We start from the raw sequence: 1,680 nt of genomic DNA, 5'->3' as shown, positions 1-1,680 counted from the left end.
GCCGGCGGAATCAAGGTCATTCGCTACGGCATGACCCGCAACTGGGTGGCGGGCATGAAGGTCGTCACCGGCAAGGGTGACGTGCTGGAACTCAACAAGGACCTGATCAAGAACGCCACCGGCTACGATTTGCGGCAATTGTTCATCGGCGCCGAAGGCACCCTCGGCTTCGTGGTCGAAGCCACCATGCGCCTGGACCGCGCGCCGAAGAACCTCACTGCCATGGTGCTCGGCACGCCGGACTTCGACTCGATCATGCCGGTATTGCACGCCTTCCAGGGCAAGCTCGACCTCACCGCCTTCGAGTTTTTCTCCGACAAGGCCCTGGCCAAGGTCCTCGGCCGTGGCGACGTTCCCGCGCCGTTCGAAACCGACTGCCCGTTCTACGCCCTGCTGGAATTCGAAGCCACCACCGAAGAAGTTGCCAACCACGCGCTGGAAACCTTCGAACACTGCGTCGAGCAAGGCTGGGTGCTGGACGGCGTGATGAGCCAGAGTGAAACCCAACTGCAGAACCTGTGGAAGCTGCGCGAGTACATCTCCGAAACCATCTCGCACTGGACGCCGTACAAGAACGACATCTCAGTAACCGTTTCGAAAGTGCCAGCCTTCTTGCGGGAAATCGACGCGATCGTCGGCGAACACTACCCGGACTTCGAAATCGTCTGGTTCGGCCACATTGGCGATGGCAACCTGCACTTGAACATCCTCAAGCCGGAAAACCTGAGCAAGGATGAATTCTTCGCCAAATGCGCGACCGTGAACAAATGGGTCTTCGAAACCGTCGAAAAATACAACGGTTCGATTTCCGCCGAACATGGCGTGGGCATGACCAAGCGCGATTACCTGACCTATAGTCGTTCGCCAGTGGAGATCGAATACATGAAAGCCGTGAAGGCCGTGTTCGACCCGAACGGCATCATGAACCCGGGCAAGATTTTCGCGGTTTGATCAATAAAACACCTGAAATCTGAAAGGCAGGAGTCGGTAATGAGCTATCAGCACCAGTATGTCGACGGTACGCGCATTCATTTCCCGCTGGGAAAAGTAGTCTGTATTGGGCGTAACTACGCCGAACATGCAAAGGAACTGGATAACCCGGTGCCCACCGAACCCTTGCTGTTCATCAAGCCGGGCAGTTGCGTGGTACCGCTGGAAGGCGGCTTCAGCATCCCGGCCGACCGTGGCGCGGTGCACTATGAGGCCGAAATCGCCGTGCTGATCGGCAAGCCGCTTTCCACCAAGCCCAGCGCTGAAGAAGTGCTGGACGCCATCTCCGGCTTCGCCCCGGCCCTGGACCTGACCCTGCGGGACAAGCAGGCCGAGCTCAAGGCCAAGGGCTTGCCGTGGGAAGTGGCCAAGTCTTTCGACGGTGCGGCGGTGATCGCCCCGTTTGTTTCGAAGGATAACTTTGCCGACCTGGCGGACATCCCGGTTCGCCTGACCATCAATGGTGAAGTGCGCCAGGACGGCAACAGCAACCTGATGCTCAACCCCATCGTGCCGATGATCCAATACATGGCCGGCTGCTTCTCGCTGCAGGCCGGCGACGTGATTCTCACCGGCACTCCGGCGGGCGTCGGCCCGCTGAATGCAGGCGATGAGCTGGTGCTGGAATTGCCAGGGGCGAGCCGCTTCGAGAGCAGCGTTCGCTAACGGCCACGCCTTTATCCTCCTGTG

2 protein-coding genes are annotated in these 1,680 nt (G+C 59.3%); both read left to right on the top strand.

The window, feature by feature from the left end; genetic code table 11:
• A partial coding sequence (locus OC610_RS26995) for an FAD-binding oxidoreductase (protein WP_264432366.1) occupies nucleotides 1-951 on the top strand: 951 nt, incomplete at its 5' end.
• 39 nt (nucleotides 952-990) lie between these two features.
• On the top strand, nucleotides 991-1,656 hold the full coding sequence (locus OC610_RS26990) for a fumarylacetoacetate hydrolase family protein (RefSeq protein WP_264432364.1): 666 nt from the start codon (nucleotides 991-993) through the stop codon (nucleotides 1,654-1,656).
• Nucleotides 1,657-1,680 lie beyond the last annotated feature (24 nt).

The sequence above is a fragment of the Pseudomonas agronomica genome, from assembly GCF_025917275.1.
Classification (GTDB): Bacteria; Pseudomonadota; Gammaproteobacteria; order Pseudomonadales; family Pseudomonadaceae; genus Aquipseudomonas; species Aquipseudomonas agronomica.
The sequence above is the reverse complement of the archived record's forward strand: the minus strand, read 5'-3'. Positions and strand labels throughout refer to the sequence as shown.

Coding starts and splice junctions, on each gene's coding strand:
- OC610_RS26990 (WP_264432364.1), top strand. CDS start 991: ATGAGCTATCAGCACCAGTATGTCGACGGTACGCGCATTCATTTCCCG.